Origin of the sequence: Enterococcus sp. 9E7_DIV0242, from assembly GCF_002140975.2 — a bacterium.
Classification (GTDB): Bacteria; Bacillota; Bacilli; order Lactobacillales; family Enterococcaceae; genus Enterococcus_L; species Enterococcus_L clewellii.
Genome location: NZ_CP147247.1, coordinates 381261 through 398144 on the forward strand (window position 1 = coordinate 381261; position 16884 = coordinate 398144).

Here is a 16884-nt window from a genome sequence, read left to right on the forward strand (position 1 = left end):
CATTCGTGTGCCTCAGCCCTTTAAAACCGGATAAACGGTGTTCCAGACGCAGCGTCTGTCACAACCTATTTTTCATAGCTATCAGTAATAGTTATAGTACATTTCATTGGCATTACTCAACGTTCTCGACGAGCACGAAGCGCTGATAAAATGGAAACCGTGTCAACAACTTCCTGAAGAGCTGCGCCTAAAAGTGCTGGGATGATTCCAGTGCTGGCAACTAACATGAGAAAAACACAAATAAATATACCGATAAGCACAGATTGGCGGGCAATGGTCATCGTATCTTGAGAGATTTTTACGGCTTCTGCTACTCGTGTTAGATCATCCTTCAATATGACCGCATCTGCACTTTCACTGGCAGCTGTTGAACCGCGGGCACCCATAGCAATTCCAATATCTGCAACTGCCAAAGCTGGTGCATCGTTGACACCATCACCAACCATTACAACCGGACGGTCGGATTCAGCCGCTTGATTCAGAACGGCAATTTTCTCTTTTGGTAGACATTGTGCGTGCACCTCAGTTATTCCAACCTGACCAGCTATTTGTTCTGCAACGGCTGATTGGTCACCAGTCAACATCAACAGTCTGTTTATTCCTAAGTGTCTCAGTTTTGAGATTGTTTCTTTTGATTCAGGGCGGATGCTGTCTTTGAAACTGATTTTCCCGCTATAGACCTGATCGATTGATACCCATACACTTGTTTGATCAGCAAACGCTTCTTCATCACAATCAGCGAATGCAGCTTTTCCAACCTTGATCAGCTGCCCCTTAACTAGTGCTTGAATTCCTTGTCCAGTGATTTCCTCTAGGTTAGTTACCGGGTAGAGAAGAAGAGTGGTATCTTTTGCATAGGCAACTAAAGAACGAGCCAGAATATGTGAAGACTCTTGTTCCGCACTGGCAGCTAATCGAAGGAGCTCTTCAGAAGTAATTTTTGGAGAGTCTGGTTCGATTGAGTCAACGAGCAGTTTCCCTTCAGTTAATGTTCCTGTCTTGTCAAAGGCGATTGTTCTTGCTCGTGCTAATTTCTCAATGGTTGTCCCACTTTTCACAACAATTCCATTTCGACTGGATCGACTCATCCCTGCGACTAACGCAATAGGGGCAGCTAAAATCAACGGACAAGGGGAAGCAACCACTAATACTTCCGCAAACCGCACAGGATCTTTCGAGAAGAACCAAGCAAGTCCACCAATAATATAAGCAATGATGGTAAAAGGGACAGCGTACCTATCTGCTAATCGAACAAAGTGTGCTGGTTTCGCTTCGGACTCCTTAACTAGTTTGACGAGTGTTTGATATTGACTGTCAGCTGCTCTCTTTGTTACCTTGAAACGTAAGGCTGTATCCCCATTGATCGATCCTGACATCAATTCATCAGACCGCTTTTTTTCTACAGGTGTTGATTCACCGGTAAGTGAAGATTCATCAACCAAAGATTCTCCGTCAATAATAATGCCATCGACTGGAACCAATTCACCGGGTCTTACTAACAGTAAATCATTGATCTGCACATCATTTACAGGGATATCCTCATTCTTTTCGGATGAAATACGATGTGCAGTTTGAGGAGAGTTATCAAGCAGTGCTCGAAGCTCCTTACCAGCTTGCTTTCCGGCATAATCCTCTAAGCTATCTCCACCCGTCAGCATGACAAGGACCATCAGACTAGCCCAATATTCACCTACAGCCAAGGTTGCAATGATGGCGGTGATTGCCAGAATATCGACCCCGTATTTCCCTGATTTCAAGGTTTCGATCATCCCCCACAGCATGGAAATCGTTGTGACACCACCTACAAAAACAATTAGCCAGAAAGCGAGAGTAGGCTGATCAAAAATAAACTCACTGATTAATGCGGCAACTCCGACCAGAATCGTAACTGTAAATTTCTTAAAATTACTCATAATAATTCCTCCGTTTCATTCTCCTTGCTTTGAGTATAGCATCAGGATAAGAAGCAGAATAACAAATAGGGCTAAGTGAAAATGATAGTCATTTCAAGTGCTTTCAATACGTAAATGTGGTCAGATACTATAATCCGCCGTAACACCCATTAAGTGCCTATAAACAGAAGGAAGCAATTGATCTAACTATGCCTGCATTTGACCCGTTCGAAGCAAAAAACTGGATGAACTTACTCCTAAAATGATTGAAAGCTATCCTTCATAAAAAAGTCGAAAATAAAATGGTCCAATCGCCAAACTATGCTACACTGTTTCTATAGATGCTGTTCGCTTATAATGTATAACTGAAATTGAAAGCTAAAAAGGGAGTGTTGTAATCAATGGATAAGCATTTAGAGCAAGTTGGGCAATCTTATGATAAAGCAATTGACTATGGCAGCAAGGGAATCGATCTCTATCAGAATCTTCCTGATCATATTATTAATGATCCTGATTACCTGTTTTATCAAAAATGTGAATCAGATAGTTCTTTTTCAGATAGTGGACGCAAAGAAATTTTTGAGTTTCTAAAACCACAAACAGGTATGTTGTTCGTTGATTTGGGCTGTTGTTTAAACCTCATGTTTCGCGGATATGATACATGGCCTTCCACATATTATGGTGTGGATATAAGCAATAAGACGATTCAATTGTTGAAGCATTTTGTGTCATCAGAAAACTCAACAGTTGGTGCATTGCATAATGGAAGTATTCATGAAACCCCATTTGCAGAGGCACAATTTGATATTGGTGCATGTATCGGTGTGCTTGAATATTTTGACCGTGATTTTGTAGAAAAAGCCTTGAAGGAAATGAGTAGGATCATGAAACCGGAGGGAAGACTAGTGATTGATGTTCCCGATTTGGGCAGCCCAGAGTGCCGGATTGCGATGATGATCGAGGCACATTTGGAAAGACCGGACAATTATAATTTATCCGTCGAAGAATTTGAGAAGCTGCTCCATCCTCATTTTATTATAGAGAGGAAAGAGAAAGTGGGACCAATGATCCAGTATTTCTTGCGGTGCGAGGGCCAGAATTTACGGTGAGAAGGGGAGGGGCAGTCAGTCATTTCGAAGGAGAGATAGCCTGTGAGCAAAGCAGAGAAAATACAGAACGATTACCCGAGTTTCACCATTGAATCCATGCAATATTTAAGTTCTGGCTATGACAGTGAAGCATATAGTGTTAATGAAGACTTGATTTTCAAATTCCCAAAACATGGGAAGGCAGCAGTTAATCTTTATAAAGAAGCCCATGTCTTATTGGAGATTAGAGACCGGTTGCCAATCAAGGTTCCTGAGGTAAAGTTTTTAGGTAAAGCAGAAAATGAGGGAGCTATGGCATTTGTTGGTTACGAAAAGCTAACTGGTGAGCAAATGACTCCTGAATTGATTGATTCATTAAGTGAAGAAAGAATGGATGAACTCGCCCAAGAAATTGCTGCTTTTTTTAAAGCACTGCATAGTATCAACTTGAAGAGTCCGATTGATGGATTACCTCTTGATAAGAAAGCGAAAGCATCAAAGGAGTTTGAAGTAATTAAAAGTGTTGCTTTTCCCGTTGTATCAGAAGAAATTAGGGAACAAATCACTATGATTTATGCGTGTATTTTGACCACTATCTATACGGAGCCCAGTTGCTTGGTTCATAATGATTTTGGTGCAAGTAATATTTTCTTTGATAGACAAACAAACAAGCTTTGCGGGATTATCGATTTTGGAGATATTGCCATTTATGATAAGGATATTGATTTTGTGTGCTTGTTGCAAAGCCAGGAAGAAGGATTTGATCAAGCATTTGTTGATAAAGTCTTAACTTATTATGGGCATCAAAATAGAAAACTATTGGAAAAGAAGAATGCGTTTAATCAATTTTATGCTCAGCTTGAAAATGTGGTGTTGGGTCATGTATTTGAAATGGAAGGACTACTTGAAGAGAGCTTAGAAAATTTAAGATTGGGAATTGTAGGTTATGAAAAGCATATCTTGATTGAAAAAAATTATAGATACTATATTTAGCAAGTAATCACTAAAGTAAGGAGGGATCGTATGATCTACGCACCATTATGTGAATGTGATGTACCAAATTTCTGCTAATCAGCGGAAGTTCTCCGCTGGAAGAAGATACGATAAAATAAAAGATCTATTATGCGGAGGTTTACAAGAAATGAGTATTAAAAAATTAGAACAATTGCCTGATTCGGCCCGATTGGCTGTAACAGAAATAAAACTGGTCAATAGTAGCTATGACGAACAGCTATGGCAGACATATCTGAATCCATTGATAGATAGTCTACAGGATCATTCGATAGAAGAAATCCGGACGGAACCACGTATTTTAGCGACAAGAAAAGCCTATAAAAATTTGGGTTTGGACCCGTCAAGGTATCGTCCATCCTCCGAAAGTCTTCTTCGTAGGGTGAGTAAAGGTAACGGGCTATATCAAATCAACACATTGGTGGATTTCAATAATTACCTTTCTTTACTGCTACGTTTTCCTGTTGGCAGCTACGATAAGGCAAAAATAGCAGAACCAATCGTTTATGGAGTTGGACGAGAAGGGCAATATTATGATGGGATTGGAAAGAAGAGCATCACTATCAATCACTTTCCCGTATTGATCGACCAAATGGGCCCCTTCGGCAGCCCGATATCTGATTCTACGAAAGCTATGATTTCATTGGAAACGGAGCATGCGCTACTTATTGTCTATTGCTTCGATGAAACCGAAGAGGGGATAGAAAAAATGCAAACCACGATCAAGGGAGCCATTGAGAACATGCTGCCGAAAGCTCAAGTTATTCAGCAGTTAATCGTTTAGTGGATTAAGCTGTTTGATACTACTTACAAAGTAAGACAATGTCAAAAAAACATTGTCTTACTTTTTTTCATCAATACTTCGCTGCTATTATCGCTAGTTCTTATATGTCGGAACGAAGTGCAATACTCAGTGTATTCTTGTTGGCTATTTTTTCTGTGGAATAATAAGCAACTCCTATAAGACAAATTTTATAATAGCAACCAATAAAAAATAGACTTAGTGAAGTATGAACTTTTTACAAAAGGGATAAATAGCAACTCTCTATAAAATAGCATAGCTAACTTATTATGCACACCAAATCAAGTAAAAAAGAAGACGTTTTGTAAAGTATAGATTTACCGAATAAAAGGATAACGACTACTATGCCACTATCCTTTTAATACATTCTTTTGAAGGTAATCTATTTTTGTGGTTAACAATTTATCAGCTTGTTCTAATTTGTTTATATCAGCCTGAATTGTTTTTCGATAATCTATTAAATAATCAACTCGTTCTTGCATACTAGTGCCCTGAATGCCAATCAAACTTTTGATGGGAATACCAATTTTTCGGATAATAATGATAACTTTAATCCAGTCGATATCCTCTTCTGTATAGCGGCGATAGCCATTTTTATTGCGCATAATTGGGCCAATAATTTCATTTTGTTCATAGAAACGTAAAGCTGCCTTTGATGTACCAACTAATTGGGCAGCTTGTTCTGCTGAAAAGGTCTGTTGATTCATGAATAATTCTCCTTGCTATAAAGTTTGCTTTATAGTTTATAATCAACTCAACTTAAAAGCAAGGAGAAATTGACATGACAAACAAAGTAGCATTAATTATTGGCGGAAATTCTGGCGTAGGGAAAAAGACTGCTCAAGATTTGACTCAAAAAAACTATCGAATTCTAATCGTGGGCCGAAATGAGCAAAAAGGGAAGCAAGTCGTTCAGCAGTTGAATCAACTCAATTCCAATTCACAAGTCTTTTTTCTGCAAGCTGATTTAAGTACTAAAGCTGCAGTTAATGATTTAGCTAAAAGACTTGCTGATCTGGTGGATCACATTGATGTACTCGTTAGTTCTGTGGGGATTTTGGAAGAGACGCAAGTGTTAACCGAAGAGGGATATGATCAAAATTTTGTTTTAAATTATTTAGCCCATTTTTGGTTAATAAACGCTTTATTACCATTATTAAAAAAATCTTCTCAAGGTCGGATACTATTGGTTGGAGCTTTGCCCATCATCATTCGCCATCTTAAAGTACAGGTACCGCAACCAGTTCCTAGTAAAGAAGGTTATAGTGGGATGGTGATTACCGGACAGGCACTGGCTGGTAGACTCTTACTAACAAAAAAATTATCCAAAAGATTGCAAGATACAAAAGTTACGGTAAATATCTTTCATCCGGGTAATATTCCAGACTCTGATTATGGTTCGACAAGCAGTAGTTTATTTCTGAATTTAATGGGTTCCTTGCTTGCTAAGTTATCGAAAAAAAATAGATCGATTGGTGCCCAACAACCGATCCTAAACTTGCCCAAACAAGTGGTCAATTCTTTAATGAATCGGGTAAATCTATCCCATTTCCGAGCCAATTTTCTGAAGAAATGGCTGATCAATGGTGGGCTGTTAGTCAAGGCTTATAAAAGCTCTTACGATAAAATATAGAAGAGAGTTTTTGGAAGTAGAAAATGGTAAAAGAATATATTGTAAAAGCAAGAAGTGGAATAAACATTCCAGTGAAGAAGGGGGGGAATTGAAATCATTTTTCTTGGCGAACATCAATCAGACCGTAAATGTGGTATTCAAGACTGAAAAAGAAGAGGTTACTCCATTCAACATAATGGCAAACTTATGGTCTTTTTTTCTACATGACTATGCAGTTTTAAGTACTCTAAAATAGATATATTGAGTGGATGACTTTAAGAAAATTGGGAATAAAATGATTATCAAATAATAATACCTCAGGAAAAATTGGAAAAATAAAACTTTTCACTTGCTCTGGAACTAGTTCCATCATTTATGCTGTTTATATAGAAAATAGTAAGAGACAAATTTTCCGAAAAACAGTGAAATGATCAGGAGGAGGAACAAGCGATGTTTACCAATTTGGAGATACAAGAAAATACAAGTAGACGATTCAACCATGTAAGATTGACGATTGAAGGGGCGAATGTGGTAATCAAGAGTTTAGCAGGTGATGATAGAGGACAGCAGGTAGTGATACCTATTAATAAGCTGGAGTCGCAGGTCTTTGATTTATATTGGGGTGGCCAAAGGTGGTCCTTTGAGTTTTCAGGAGTTACCTGGACAGTCTTTGAAATTGGCTTAGGATTATTTGAATATATTAAGAAAAATTTGCCTGAGAAGGTAGCATCCTAGTTTTTAGTAGATGGATATATCTAGCTAAAAAAGCCTTGATGGGTATCATAATCAATCAAGGCTTTTACAAGTTAGAGATTTACTAAATTGACTACATTATTTTTTTCTACCTATACTGTTAACTCAAACTGTTAACTCAAGTAGATTCCCTTCTGGATCAGAGACAACTGCTTCATAGTAGCCATCGCCAGTCCAACGTGGTCCATTTAGAATTTCGAACCCATCGTTGATAAACTGAGTGGCCATTCTATCAACATCAGCAACTTCACCAACTTTAATTGCTAGGTGGGCAAAACCGAAAGCCAAATTATTGGCTGCTGCAAGCCCTTCTTTATGTTGGATTTCCAATCGCGCGCCATCTTCAAAGTTTAAGAAATAAGAACGGAAACCTGTTTTAGGGTTATGATATAGTTCAGTTGACGTTACATCAAAGTATTTTGTATAAAAAGCCTTCATTTCTTCTAAATTATTTACCCAAAGTCCGACATGTTCGATTTTCATATTGAATTACCTTCTTTCATTATATTCGATAAAAGTTTATTATAAAGTAACTATATTCTATGGAACGCGTTCCAAGTCAAGGGGAAAAGGGGAGTATAAAAAATGGCGACTATCTCAGATATTGCAAAAATTGCAGGAGTATCAAAAACAACAGTATCCAGAGTGTTAAATTCAGAAAAATATGTGTCAGATGACTTAAGAGCACGAGTTAAAACAGTTGCTGATGAGCTAGGATATATTCCTAATGGCAATGCAATCAGTCTTAGTACCGGGAAGACCAACACATTAGGAATCTTATTACCTGCTAACGATTATTGCTACGATGAGTTGGTCAATTCTATTTTGTTGAATGCGAAAGAAAAGAATTATCGTGTAATGGTTCTGCCGAGTTATTACGAAACAATGGCAGAACAAGCGTATTATGAGATGTTTAGAATGAAAGTTGTTGATGGTTTGATCCTTGCTTCCACCAATACACCAGAAGAAATTACAGAAAAACTACAGAATTATGGGAAAATAGTCTCTGCTGAGAAATTGGAAAATACGGATATTTCAATGATTTATCCAGATAGAAAAAAAGGGTATCAAACCTTATTTGCTCATTTAAAATCAACAGAAAAAAAGGATGTTGTTTTTACATTAGAAAGAGATCCTAAGGTTAGTAAAAGTTCAAGATATAAAATAAATGCGTATAAAGAATATTTTGATGAACCAATTGAGAACGAAAATTATTTCGTTGGAATCAAAGGGTTTATAGAAGGATACGAATGGGCCAAACAAACTTTTTCAACAAGAGAAATACCGGAAGTGATTTACACTAGTGGTGATCAGATCGCTGCTGGCGTTATCAAAGCCCTGAATGAACAACAAGTTTATCACGGTCAAGAGTATGAAATAATAGGTGAAGGAAATACACCATATAGTCAATCCATGGATTTTTCTTCTGTTGATTTTCGATTACATGAAATTGGAAAAGAGCTTGTTGAATTTATGCTTTCTGACGCAGAGCGCAAAGTAAAGTCCTATGAGCCTCAATTTCATTTTAGGTATGATTAGAATCGATAAGTTGTCAATTATAGAACGCTAGAGCCAATGTGATTGATGATGTATTTGTATTTAAGAGGGTGATAGGGGCCCTTAAAAGAACTTTTAAATGGATAAAGTGCAACACTCAGCATGTTTTGGTTGAGTGTTTTTGTTATGGAAAGATTAATATTGACAAATCCTCTTTATATAGTTAGTATACTAACTATATAATTAACGCACTAATTATATTGAAAGGAGAAAGATAATGGACACAGGCTATTTATTAATGAACATTTCTAAAAACTTAAAATATACACTGAATCAAGCTCTAATAAAAAAAGGGGTGACTATCCAACAATGGGCAGTTATTCAGCAATTGTCTATACGCAAAGGGTGCACTGCAGCAGAATTAGCAGTCATTCTAGATATGGATAAACCAACAATTTCGGGAATTGTGAAAAGACTCGAACTAAAAAAGTTATTGGTAAAAAATGATAATCCTTTAGATCAACGCTCTAAGTTCCTGTCATTAACTAATTTAGGGGAGGTTCTGCTAAATGAATGCCAAGACATAAGTGAAACAATTATTAGTAAATACTTAGTTGTACTGTCTTCCGAAGAACAACAAAAGTTGAATCAGCTACTAATGAAAATCAATAAGAATGAAGTGGGGGAATCGTAATGGATCATATACTTATAATTGGGGGAACTGGAAATATCGGATTTCCATTAATTGAAAGTTTATCAAAAAACAAAGAGTTAAAAATTAAAGTAGGGATTCGTACTATTTCACCAAACATAAAAGAACAATTTGAGCATTTAAATAATCTGAGCTTTGTTCACTTTGACTTTCTTGATCCGAATACATTTCCAGAGGCATTTATTGGCGTGAACAAAGTGTTTTTTGTTCGACCACCTCAATTATCTACCCCTAAAGAAGACATGTTCCCATTTTTATCCTATGCTAATCAACAAAAGCTTCAGCAAATTGTTTTTGTTTCACTTATTGGTGTTGAGAAAAATCCAGTTACCCCACATCACAAAATCGAAAAAATGATTCGCCAGCTAGAAATACCTTATACCTTTATTCGCCCAAGCTTCTTTATGCAAAATTTAACTACAACACATCTGGAAGACATAAAAATTCAGCATGATCTTTTCATTCCTGCTGGTCATGCGAAAACTAGTTTTATTGATACCAGAGACATTGGAGAAGTAGCAGCTGTTTGCTTAACAGATTCAAATTATATCAATCAAGAATTAGAGCTGACTGGTCCAGAAGCTCTGACTTATAACGAAATAGCCAAAGATATGAGTAATATTTTAGGAGTAGAAATAACATATAGTAAGCCTGGTTTGTTAAAATTTCGACGAGTTATGATAAAGAGAGGAATTCCTAAAGAGTATGTAAATGTTATGGTGATGCTTTATCTAATTACTCAGTTGGGAAATGCGAAAAAAGTAACGAATACTGTAGAGAAGGTTTTGAAACACTCGCCAAGGAATATCAAAGAATTTATCAATGATTACAAGAATGATTTCACCGGATAAAGCTGAGCAGAGTTGCTATAAAAGAAGAAGTTGCGCTTGTGTCAATATTATGCGCAACTTCAAAACAGTTCGAAACAACTCCTTTTAAAAACAACTCCTACATGTCAGAATAAAGTGCAACATTCACCATGCCTCTGTTGGGTATTTTTGTTATGGAATGAGGAAGCTTGAAATTACTGAAGCTTCGTATTAACATATAGGGTATAGGGGTATGCTCTATATATTAATTAAGGAGTGAACTATATGTCACATCATCCAGATCATGAAGTAGGTAATTTAGTTAAGCGCATCAATAGAATCGAAGGACAGGTAGGTGGAATTAAAAACATGATTATTGAAGAACGTCCTTACGACGAAGTAATCATCCAATTGAATTCTGCTAGATCTGCTCTTCAAAAAGTCAGTCAGATCCTTTTAGAAGCTCATGCCGATCACACATTTATGGACGCCGTTCAATCAGGCCAGACTGAAAAAGAGCTCGCAAGTCTTAGACGGGCCATTCAGCAATACAGTAAAATGTTGTAATTAGGAAAGTAGTAGGTGATATGTATGAATACATGGAAGGAAAACAAAATCATTTGCTTAGCATTACCAGCAACTATAGAGAATGTTCTTCAAACACTTGTTGGCTTCATCGATACTCTTATGATTTCCAAAATCGGACTATTAGCTGTAACAGCCGTTGGTGTCGCGAATACCATTTTAAACGTGTATCTAGCGTTGTTTATTGCTTTAGGAGTAGGAACATCTGCGTTGATCGCTCAAAAAATTGGTGCCGGCAAGGGAAAAGAAGCACAGACTATTACCAACCAATCGGTGATCTTGGCCATCTTGATCGGGCTTTTTTTAGGTGTGATCTCCATCCTGTTTGGCCGCCCGTTATTAGGGATTATGGGTGCATCAGCGGAAGTCTTAGATTCCGGAATGCAGTTTTTTCTGGTTGTTGGGGGAGCTTCTGTGTTTATCGCTTTAATGACTATTTTTGGGAGCATCCTACGTGCAACTGGTGATACAAAATCACCTATGGAAATAAGTGTTGTAGTAAATATTGGGAATATCGTGATTGATTACATTTTGATTTTTGGGTTTGGTCCAATTCCAGCTCTAGGTGTACTGGGTACAGCGATTGGGACAGTTCTATCACGAGTGATTGGTTGTGTACTGCTTTACAGAAAGGTGCAACAGTCCCAAAGTCCAATTGATTTACCTAACTTATTTTCAAAGAGCAATTTCAAACCGCTGATCGATATTTCTATTCCAGCTGCATTAGAACGTTTGGTTATGCGACTGGGACAGGTTGTTTATTTTGGTTTAATTGTCAGTATTGGCGCTAAGACATTCGCTGCCCATTCAATTGCCGGGAACATTGAAAGCTTTACTTACATGCCTGGTTATGGATTAGCGACAGCAGCAACTACTCTGGTTGGAAACAGTATCGGTGCTAAGAACTATAAGCAGACGAAGGAATATGCTTACTCATCTGTAAGATATGGGGTAATCGTCATGTCAACCCTTGGTGTGATTCTTTTCTTTGGCGCACCATTCTTCGCTTCTTTATTTACTGACGATCAGGAAGCTATTCGACAAATCATTATTGCTTTAAAAATTGATGCTTTCGCTCAGCCAGGGTTGGCAATAAGTTTAATCACCACAGGTGCTCTTCAGGGAATGGGGGATACTAAAGCACCATTGTATAGTACCGCCCTTGGAATGTGGGGTGTCCGAGTGGTGGGAGTTATTCTTCTTTCGAAAGTATTGAATATGGGGATTGCAGGAATTTGGCTATCTATAGCCGTTGATTTATACTTACGTTCACTGTTTTTGGTTTATAGATTTGGAAAGAATTTGAAAACCTATGAGAAAAATAGGAAATAATCTGTTAGTTCTCTATTTGGTAAGACTCTTATTCATGTAAAGGAAAGGAAGTCTGTTATACCAGGCTTCCTTTTATTCCGGCAGCAAAGTAATTTAAACTATACAAAAGGAGAGTGTAATTGTTCATGTCAACTTATCAACATTTAACAGCTGAGGAACGAGGAAAAATCGAAGCATACTTAGACGAAGGTTTGTCTCAGGCTGAGATAGCAAGACGTTTAGACCGGCATCGATCAACAATCTCCAGAGAAATCCGGAGAAACAGCGAAGAGAGAAAAGCAAACAGCCTGGCAGCATTGCGCTATCAGGCTTCAAGTGCTGGTAATTTGGCTCGCATGAGAAAAAGAAACTGTGGAACAACTACAAAAGCAACTGTACATAATACAAAAACTATTTTGAAATACTTGAAGAAGAAATACTCTCCAGAACAGATAGCAAACAGTGTACGCAGCATCAATGTATCTACAAATACCATCTACAACTGGATTTATTCTGGTTTGATCAAGTTTCCAATAAAGAAGCTACGACTGAAAGGGAAGAGATACCGGAGAAAATATAGCGGTAGATTACTGAAGAAAACTCCATCACCACAATTCTATGAGAATCGCTTAGTCACTGATCGACCTGAAGCAACTATTCTAAGAACTGATTTTGGTCATTGGGAAGCTGATACAGTACTCTCTAAGCGTGGTGTAGAAACTTGTCTAGCAACGTTCGTAGAACGTAAATCACGGCATTATGTGGCCATTAAAATGACTCGAAAAGACGGTGCTTGTATGTTGGCAGCTATGGAACGCTTGGTTGAAATGTATCCCTCAGGTGTGAAATCAATTACCTGTGATCGTGGTATTGAATTCGTGAACTTCCATAATGTAAAACACATGGAAGATACCTATGGTATTAAAACATATTATGCGCACCCATATGCGCCACACGAACGTGGATCAAACGAATACCATAATGGACTACTAAGAGAGTATTTTCCAAAGCCTACAGACTTCAATAAAGTATCCCAGTTAAAGATCGATCAATCAACAAATGAAATCAACAATCGGCCAAGAAAACTGTTCAAATGGAAGTCAGCAAACCATAAATTCCATTTGGAGTACGCTAAAATATAAAACAATGTTATTCAATGAAAAGCATTTTCAAGCAAACCGTTTAAAAAAGCGGAACAAAATTGTATAATGAAAACCATTAAGAATGTTATTAAGATTTGTTTAAGATGTTGCACTTAGTATTGACAAGTGCCACCTTAAAACAACTTCGTATAATATATATTATGTAAACTAGAACAAAGAATTTTATATCAAGCGCTGTAAATACACATCCACTATTCCTCACATCAGTTGATCATAAAAAGTATCCAGTTCTTTTTGGTTTTTTATAACCACTAGCTTTTCTTCATAAGTAGTTGTGATCTTTTTAAACGCATCTCGCTTTTTCTTATCTCTTCCTTTATAGAGAATCCACCAAATGAATTCAGCATCTAATTTTTCTATACAACCATCTGTGACATCCGGTCGAGTCTTGCCGCGATATGTCTTGTACCGTTGAATAATTCTTTTTAAGCAAACCAAACGCGGGAAATCCAAAAAAATAATTTGATCTGCTTGTTCCAGGCGATCTTTTTGATAGAGGCTTTGATAGTTGCCCTCAATGATCCAGCTCTCTTGATTCAAATGATTTTTTACTATTGTGAGGGCCTCTTCTTGTTCTCTGATTTGCCAGTCTCGATCAAAATAAACCTGATCCAAATGCAGCAGTGGCATTTGTTTTGTTTCAGCTATATATTTTGCAAGGGTTGACTTGCCGCAACCGCTATGCCCTAAAATCACTAATTTCATTTTTACTACTCCCCTTCCCTAACCATCGCTTATAGTATCATAAAAAATACTTCTATTTCTACACTCTTTTTTCATTCTCAACGATAAGTTCCTTCCTTTGATTTCTCTATAAAAAGTTGTTCACTTCATTTTTGTTTATTATATGGCAGGACTGAGAATAATTATTTTGACAATCAAAGTATTTTATTGAATAATAGTGATTAGAGCTTTCACCTGTTGAAGCTGTGACCACAAAATAAACAATGGTTAATTTAAACGTTAATTAGGAGGAATAATCATACATGGGATTTTTAGAGGGTAAAAAGATTGTAATTATGGGTGTGGCTAATAAACGCAGTATTGCTATGGGCTGTGCCAATGCAATGCTAGAGCAAGGCGCAGAGCTTATCTATACCTATCAAAATGGGCGCATGAAAAAATCAGTGGAAAAGCTGGTAGATGCTTCAGCTTTACTGGTTGAATGTGACGTGGCTAGTGATGATAGTATCGCTACAGCATTTGAAACAATTGAAAATACAGTTGGAAAAATTGATGGTGTCGTCCATTCTGTAGCTTTTGCTAAAAAAGAGGAGCTTTCTGGAGATGTGACCGATATCAGCCGAGATGGCTATGCTCTTGCGCAAGATATCAGCAGCTATTCTCTTCTCGCTGTTTCTAAATATGCCTTACCAATATTAAACGAAAATAGTGCAATTGTGAGTTTATCTTATTTAGGAGCTGTACGTGCAATCCCGAATTATAATATGATGGGGATCGCTAAAGCGGCGTTAGAAGCTGCTATTCGTTATTTGGCAGCTGAGCTAGCTCCTAAAGGTGTACGTGTGAACGGGATTTCTGCCGGAGCCATCAAAACATTAGCTGTGACAGGTGTAAAGGATTATCAAAAGCTGATTCAGCTTTCTGAGGATCGGACACCTGATAAGGTGGGTGTGACGATTGAGGAAGTTGGTAATACTTGCGCGTTTCTTATGAGCCCTCTTTCAAGTGGGATTATTGGAGATATTGTTTATGTAGATAAAGGAGTCCATCTCACTTAATTTCATATACTATCAAAAAAGAAGTACCGTGAAAATGACATCACGATACTTCTTTTTTTGTATTCAGAGTTTTCTTACTGATTCAATAGCTAGTCTTATGCATGTATTTGCATGTAACGATCTCTTAGCTGTTCCATTTTTCGTTCTCTGGAATGACTGATTTCTTTTGTACTCCCCTTTGGTAACACCTTATCAGAGGTACATTGGCTTTCGCGGTCCCACGTCATAGGGTCGCCATAGTCAAATTGAGTTAAAAATTGTACGGTTTCACGGATAACGTAGGTCGGTGTGGATGCACCACCGGTTACGCCAACAACATTGACATCCTTCAGCCACTCAATCTTGATATCAGAAATATCTTCGATCAAATGAGCGGGCGTCCCTGCTTGCTCGATCGATACCTGTGCCAAACGATTACTGTTGTTACTTTTCGCATCCCCTACGACTAACAGCAAGTCACAATCGCCGGCTTGCTCTACTACAGCTGCTTGACGCTCGATTGTCGCACTGCAAATATCTTTGTTGTAAATAGCATTTGGAAACTTGTTCATTAGGTGTTCTGTCATTTCTTCTACATCCCATTGACTCATGGTTGTTTCATTTGAAATGTAAATCTTATCATTATCAAGCTCAATTGCTTCCGCATCCTCAAGTGATGTTATCAAATGAACTTTTTCAGGATTGATCCCAATTGTTCCAACGGCTTCCGGGTGACCCGCCATGCCTATATAGAGGACATCAAAACCATCTTCAACTCTTTGTGCTACGATTTCATGAATAATTGCAACTTCCGGACAGGTTGTATCAACAACCGCCAGATTTTTTGCTGCAGCAATCTCTCTCACTTTAGGAGAAACCCCGTGTGCGGTAAAAATAACTGTACCGGAATCGATTTTTTCCAGCATTTCTTCTCGATCGCCTTCCATCACGATGATTCCTGCTTCTTCAAATGCTTTGGCCACGATCGTGTTATGCACGACATACCCAAGTGAATAGATTGGTCTTGGTAAGCTTGTGTCCTTCACCACATTTTTAGATAAAACTAACGCATCAACAACGCCATAACAATGCCCTCTTGGTGTAATATTTAGAACGTTCATTTAATAAAATCCCCTTTTCGTTTGAATAGATATGAACTGTACTCAGTAGCAGTCATTTCATCTATTTTTCGTATTTTTTTATGCATACTGATTAATAACTGCTGCCGTTTCCGTATTTTCTGTGATAAAGAAGTGACCGCCCTCTACTTGGAAGAATCTGCATTCGGCTGTTGTATATTTTTGCCAGTCTTCATGATGTTCTAAAGCATCTGCATCTTCTTTCCCGTTGATGACAAGTAACTCTCCATCTACCGGTTCTGGTATCTGTGACACTAATGAGTTCAATAAACGATAGTCAGCTTGAACAATCGGTAAAAATAGTTCTACCAGCTCCGGACTTTCAAAGAACTCTTCAGATGTCGCACCTCCTTTCTTCATTTCATCTAGAAGTGAAGCTTCATCTGTCTCCGCCAGTGTTAAGTGCTCTGGCGGTTCCGCCCCACAGATAATTAGCCCTTTTGGGGGAGTTCCGCCGCGTTTTGTGATCATATGATAAAGGTGAGGCAGAAGCTCTCCCCCCATGCTATGACCAAGAAGATAGTACGGCTTATCCTGCTGAGTATACTGTGACAAGGTCGATTCGAGCGCCTTGAACAGCTCCTCTGTTGATAGCGCACATTCTTCACCAAAACGCATCCCCCGTCCTGGTAACTCCAAAGGGACAAGAGTAAATCTCTTGTTATCCAGCTCCCCAGCTAGTACATCCGTTAAAATGGCTGCAGATCCTCCAGCGTAAGGGAGACAAAGTATGTCGATTGTTCCCATTAAAATACCTCCTGTTACGTATTGTTTACATAGATGTGTAAA

The 16884-nt window shown here is 38.0% G+C and carries 18 protein-coding genes; 12 read left to right on the forward strand and 6 right to left on the reverse strand.

Going from position 1 to position 16884, the window contains the following annotated elements; all coding sequences use genetic code 11:
* Positions 1–116: 116 nt before the first annotated feature.
* Positions 117–1913, reverse strand: coding sequence for a heavy metal translocating P-type ATPase (locus A5888_RS01950; protein ID WP_086347584.1), 1797 nt, complete (start codon positions 1911–1913; stop codon positions 117–119).
* 380 nt (positions 1914–2293) lie between these two features.
* Between A5888_RS01950 and A5888_RS01955 the strand changes: the two genes are divergently transcribed.
* The 3 genes from A5888_RS01955 (at position 2294) to A5888_RS01965 (ending at position 4775) form a co-directional block, all read left to right on the forward strand.
* Entirely contained in the window at positions 2294–3001 is a 708-nt protein-coding gene (locus A5888_RS01955) for a class I SAM-dependent methyltransferase (protein ID WP_086347585.1), read from the forward strand.
* 42 nt (positions 3002–3043) lie between these two features.
* Positions 3044–3973, forward strand: a complete 930-nt coding sequence (locus A5888_RS01960; RefSeq protein WP_339101874.1) for an aminoglycoside phosphotransferase family protein — start codon at positions 3044–3046, stop codon at positions 3971–3973.
* Between the two features lie 148 nt (positions 3974–4121).
* Positions 4122–4775, forward strand: a complete 654-nt coding sequence (locus tag A5888_RS01965) for a B3/B4 domain-containing protein (protein ID WP_086347587.1) — start codon at positions 4122–4124, stop codon at positions 4773–4775.
* Between the two features lie 368 nt (positions 4776–5143).
* Here A5888_RS01965 and A5888_RS01970 read toward each other — a convergent pair whose 3' ends face one another.
* Entirely contained in the window at positions 5144–5500 is a 357-nt protein-coding gene (locus A5888_RS01970) for a MerR family transcriptional regulator (protein WP_339101875.1), read from the reverse strand.
* Between the two features lie 74 nt (positions 5501–5574).
* Between A5888_RS01970 and A5888_RS01975 the strand changes: the two genes are divergently transcribed.
* The gene (locus tag A5888_RS01975) at positions 5575–6426 is read left to right on the forward strand and encodes an SDR family NAD(P)-dependent oxidoreductase (protein WP_339101876.1); all 852 of its coding nucleotides are present in this window, start codon (positions 5575–5577) and stop codon (positions 6424–6426) included.
* Between the two features lie 429 nt (positions 6427–6855).
* A complete protein-coding gene (locus A5888_RS01980) occupies positions 6856–7140 on the forward strand; it encodes a hypothetical protein (protein WP_086347589.1) in 285 nt (94 codons plus the stop codon).
* A gap of 123 nt (positions 7141–7263) precedes the next feature.
* On the opposite strand, the gene A5888_RS01985 is transcribed toward A5888_RS01980, so the two are convergent.
* Complete coding sequence (locus A5888_RS01985) at positions 7264–7641, reverse strand: VOC family protein (protein WP_086347590.1); 378 nt, start codon at positions 7639–7641, stop codon at positions 7264–7266.
* 102 nt (positions 7642–7743) lie between these two features.
* Here A5888_RS01985 and A5888_RS01990 point away from each other — a divergent pair, with 102 nt between their 5' ends.
* From A5888_RS01990 to A5888_RS02015, 6 genes are all read left to right on the forward strand, one after another.
* On the forward strand, positions 7744–8697 hold the full coding sequence (locus A5888_RS01990; RefSeq protein ID WP_086347591.1) for a LacI family DNA-binding transcriptional regulator: 954 nt from the start codon (positions 7744–7746) through the stop codon (positions 8695–8697).
* A 235-nt stretch (positions 8698–8932) separates the two neighbouring features.
* Positions 8933–9349 (forward strand): MarR family winged helix-turn-helix transcriptional regulator, encoded by a 417-nt coding sequence (locus A5888_RS01995; protein WP_086347592.1) that lies wholly within the window; start codon positions 8933–8935, stop codon positions 9347–9349.
* Positions 9349–10218 (forward strand): NmrA family NAD(P)-binding protein, encoded by an 870-nt coding sequence (locus A5888_RS02000; protein WP_086347593.1) that lies wholly within the window; start codon positions 9349–9351, stop codon positions 10216–10218. Before A5888_RS01995 ends, A5888_RS02000 begins: the two co-directional genes overlap by 1 nt.
* Positions 10219–10461: 243 nt before the next feature.
* Complete coding sequence (locus tag A5888_RS02005) at positions 10462–10743, forward strand: metal-sensitive transcriptional regulator (RefSeq protein ID WP_086347594.1); 282 nt, start codon at positions 10462–10464, stop codon at positions 10741–10743.
* A gap of 24 nt (positions 10744–10767) precedes the next feature.
* On the forward strand, positions 10768–12093 hold the full coding sequence (locus tag A5888_RS02010) for an MATE family efflux transporter (RefSeq protein WP_086347691.1): 1326 nt from the start codon (positions 10768–10770) through the stop codon (positions 12091–12093).
* A gap of 125 nt (positions 12094–12218) precedes the next feature.
* Positions 12219–13214: an IS30 family transposase gene (locus A5888_RS02015; protein WP_086347690.1), complete on the forward strand. Its 996-nt coding sequence runs from the start codon at positions 12219–12221 to the stop codon at positions 13212–13214.
* 219 nt (positions 13215–13433) lie between these two features.
* Here the strand turns inward: A5888_RS02015 and A5888_RS02020 are convergent, their stop codons facing one another.
* Complete coding sequence (locus A5888_RS02020; protein WP_086347689.1) at positions 13434–13940, reverse strand: ATP-binding cassette domain-containing protein; 507 nt, start codon at positions 13938–13940, stop codon at positions 13434–13436.
* 281 nt (positions 13941–14221) lie between these two features.
* On the opposite strand from A5888_RS02020, the gene fabI reads away from it, so the two are divergent.
* The gene (gene fabI, locus A5888_RS02025; RefSeq protein WP_086347595.1) at positions 14222–14977 is read left to right on the forward strand and encodes an enoyl-ACP reductase FabI; all 756 of its coding nucleotides are present in this window, start codon (positions 14222–14224) and stop codon (positions 14975–14977) included.
* 95 nt (positions 14978–15072) lie between these two features.
* Here the strand turns inward: fabI and A5888_RS02030 are convergent, their stop codons facing one another.
* Both A5888_RS02030 and A5888_RS02035 read right to left on the reverse strand, forming a co-directional pair.
* Positions 15073–16077, reverse strand: coding sequence for a 4-hydroxy-3-methylbut-2-enyl diphosphate reductase (locus A5888_RS02030; protein WP_086347596.1), 1005 nt, complete (start codon positions 16075–16077; stop codon positions 15073–15075).
* 78 nt (positions 16078–16155) lie between these two features.
* Positions 16156–16842 carry a thioesterase II family protein gene (locus A5888_RS02035; RefSeq protein ID WP_086347597.1) on the reverse strand — a complete coding sequence of 229 codons (687 nt, stop codon included), beginning with the start codon at positions 16840–16842 and terminating at the stop codon, positions 16156–16158.
* Positions 16843–16884: the final 42 nt, after the last annotated feature.

Bases quoted from the DNA above. Each gene is read 5' to 3' on its own strand.
- A5888_RS01950 (WP_086347584.1), bottom strand. From the start codon at position 1,913: ATGAGTAATTTTAAGAAATTTACAGTTACGATTCTGGTCGGAGTTGCC.
- A5888_RS01955 (WP_086347585.1), top strand. From the start codon at position 2,294: ATGGATAAGCATTTAGAGCAAGTTGGGCAATCTTATGATAAAGCAATT.
- A5888_RS01965 (WP_086347587.1), top strand. From the start codon at position 4,122: ATGAGTATTAAAAAATTAGAACAATTGCCTGATTCGGCCCGATTGGCT.
- A5888_RS01970 (WP_339101875.1), bottom strand. From the start codon at position 5,500: ATGAATCAACAGACCTTTTCAGCAGAACAAGCTGCCCAATTAGTTGGT.
- A5888_RS01975 (WP_339101876.1), top strand. From the start codon at position 5,575: ATGACAAACAAAGTAGCATTAATTATTGGCGGAAATTCTGGCGTAGGG.
- A5888_RS01980 (WP_086347589.1), top strand. From the start codon at position 6,856: ATGTTTACCAATTTGGAGATACAAGAAAATACAAGTAGACGATTCAAC.
- A5888_RS01985 (WP_086347590.1), bottom strand. From the start codon at position 7,641: ATGAAAATCGAACATGTCGGACTTTGGGTAAATAATTTAGAAGAAATG.
- A5888_RS01990 (WP_086347591.1), top strand. From the start codon at position 7,744: ATGGCGACTATCTCAGATATTGCAAAAATTGCAGGAGTATCAAAAACA.
- A5888_RS01995 (WP_086347592.1), top strand. From the start codon at position 8,933: ATGGACACAGGCTATTTATTAATGAACATTTCTAAAAACTTAAAATAT.
- A5888_RS02000 (WP_086347593.1), top strand. From the start codon at position 9,349: ATGGATCATATACTTATAATTGGGGGAACTGGAAATATCGGATTTCCA.
- A5888_RS02005 (WP_086347594.1), top strand. From the start codon at position 10,462: ATGTCACATCATCCAGATCATGAAGTAGGTAATTTAGTTAAGCGCATC.
- A5888_RS02010 (WP_086347691.1), top strand. From the start codon at position 10,768: ATGAATACATGGAAGGAAAACAAAATCATTTGCTTAGCATTACCAGCA.
- A5888_RS02015 (WP_086347690.1), top strand. From the start codon at position 12,219: ATGTCAACTTATCAACATTTAACAGCTGAGGAACGAGGAAAAATCGAA.
- A5888_RS02020 (WP_086347689.1), bottom strand. From the start codon at position 13,940: ATGAAATTAGTGATTTTAGGGCATAGCGGTTGCGGCAAGTCAACCCTT.
- fabI (WP_086347595.1), top strand. From the start codon at position 14,222: ATGGGATTTTTAGAGGGTAAAAAGATTGTAATTATGGGTGTGGCTAAT.
- A5888_RS02030 (WP_086347596.1), bottom strand. From the start codon at position 16,077: ATGAACGTTCTAAATATTACACCAAGAGGGCATTGTTATGGCGTTGTT.
- A5888_RS02035 (WP_086347597.1), bottom strand. From the start codon at position 16,842: ATGGGAACAATCGACATACTTTGTCTCCCTTACGCTGGAGGATCTGCA.